Raw genomic sequence first — 1,943 nt, 5'->3', positions numbered from 1 at the left:
GCGCGACGGCGAGGTCACCTGGCCGCCGCCCGCCGTGCAGGTCGCAGCCGCCCCCGCGGCTAAGGCCGCGGCGGCGCCGGTCGAGGTCGCGCCGCCGAAGAAGATGTCCACGGCGCGCAAGGTCACGCTGATCGTGGTGGGCATCGCGGCGCTGTTCGCCGTGAACGCGTTCGCCCCCGCTCCGCTCCCGCAGCACTTCACGGTGCTGGTGCTGTCGGTCGTGATCGGCTTCTACGTGATCGGCAAGGTGCACCACGCGCTGCACACCCCGCTGATGTCGGTGACCAACGCGATCTCGGGCGTCATCGTGGTCGGGGCGATGCTGCAGATCACCTCGCCGCTGCCGGTCGTGCAGGTGCTCGCCGCGATCGCGGTGCTGCTGGCGTCGATCAACATCTTCGGAGGGTTCGCGGTCACCCGTCGGATGCTCGCGATGTTCACTCTCGGGAACTCAGCGAAGGGCGGCCGCAAGTGACCGTCGACGCGCTCGCCGGGGCGGCCTACATCGTCGCCGCCCTGCTGTTCATCCTCAGCCTCGCCGGCCTCAGCCGCCACGAGTCCGCCCGTGCCGGCGTGGTCTACGGCATCGCCGGCATGACGATCGCGCTGGTCGCGACCGTCGCCCTCACCGTGGCGGATGCGTGGAGCACCGGCGCCTTCCTCGGCCTCGGGCTGCTCGTCGCCGCGGTGCTCATCGGCGCGGCCATCGGCCTGTGGCGCGCACGGGTCGTGGAGATGACCGGGATGCCCGAGCTGATCGCGCTCCTGCACAGCTTCGTCGGTCTCGCGGCCGTGCTCGTGGGCTGGAACGGCTACCTCGCGCACCCGGACATCCCCCCGGCGCTCGTTGGCATCCACGACGCCGAGGTCTTCATCGGCGTCTTCATCGGCGGGGTGACGTTCACCGGATCGATCGTCGCGTACCTGAAGCTGTCGGCGAGGATGTCGTCGAAGCCGCTCATGCTGCCGGGCAAGAACGGGCTCAACATCGGGGCGCTCGTCGCGTTCGTCGCCCTCACCGTGTGGTTCGTGAACGACCAGCAGCTGTGGCTCCTGATCGCGGTCACCGTGCTCGCGTTCGCCCTCGGCTGGCATCTGGTCGCCTCGATCGGCGGCGGTGACATGCCGGTGGTCGTCTCGATGCTCAACAGCTACTCGGGCTGGGCGGCGGCTGCGGCCGGCTTCCTGCTGAACAACGATCTGCTGATCGTCACGGGCGCGCTGGTCGGATCCTCGGGTGCGTACCTCTCGTACGTCATGTGCAAGGCCATGAACCGCTCGTTCCTCTCGGTGATCGCGGGTGGCTTCGGAGTCGCGGCACCGTCCGCGGACGACACCGAGTACGGCGAACACCGGGAGATCACCGCGGAGGGTGCGGCCGAGATGCTCATCGCGGCGAGTAGCGTCGTGATCACGCCCGGCTACGGCATGGCGGTCGCGCAGGCGCAGTACCCGGTGGCCGACCTGGTCCACCGGCTCCGCGAGCGCGGCGTGGACGTGCGGTTCGGCATCCATCCGGTGGCGGGCCGTCTTCCCGGGCACATGAACGTGCTGCTGGCCGAGGCCAAGGTGCCGTACGACATCGTCCTCAGCATGGACGAGATCAACGACGACCTCGCCTCGACCTCGGTGGTGCTCGTGATCGGCGCGAACGACACCGTTAATCCCGCGGCCGCGGAAGACCCGTCGAGCCCCATCGCCGGGATGCCGGTGCTGAAGGTGTGGGAGGCCGAGAACGTCATCGTGTTCAAGCGCTCGATGGCCGCCGGCTACGCGGGCGTGCAGAACCCGCTGTTCTTCCGCGACAACGCGCAGATGCTGTTCGGCGACGCGAAGCAGCGGGTGGAGGACATCATCGCCGCGCTGTGAGCTGTCGAGAGGGGTGCGGGCTCCCGGCCTGCGGGGTGATGCAGACCTAGGGTGGACACATGGCAGAGTCGTCG

The 1,943-nt window shown here is 69.2% G+C and carries 2 protein-coding genes; both read left to right on the top strand.

The window, feature by feature from the left end:
• The coding region (locus ACNPM4_RS08385; RefSeq protein WP_448985382.1) for a proton-translocating transhydrogenase family protein at window positions 1-475 on the top strand (475 nt) is incomplete at its 5' end.
• On the top strand, window positions 472-1,869 hold the full coding sequence (gene pntB / locus ACNPM4_RS08380; RefSeq protein WP_448985381.1) for a Re/Si-specific NAD(P)(+) transhydrogenase subunit beta: 1,398 nt from the start codon (window positions 472-474) through the stop codon (window positions 1,867-1,869). The genes ACNPM4_RS08385 and pntB, both read left to right, overlap by 4 nt.
• Window positions 1,870-1,943 lie beyond the last annotated feature (74 nt).

The organism is Microbacterium umsixpiens (genome assembly GCF_053543675.1).
This window is presented reverse-complemented; position numbering and strand designations above follow the sequence as displayed.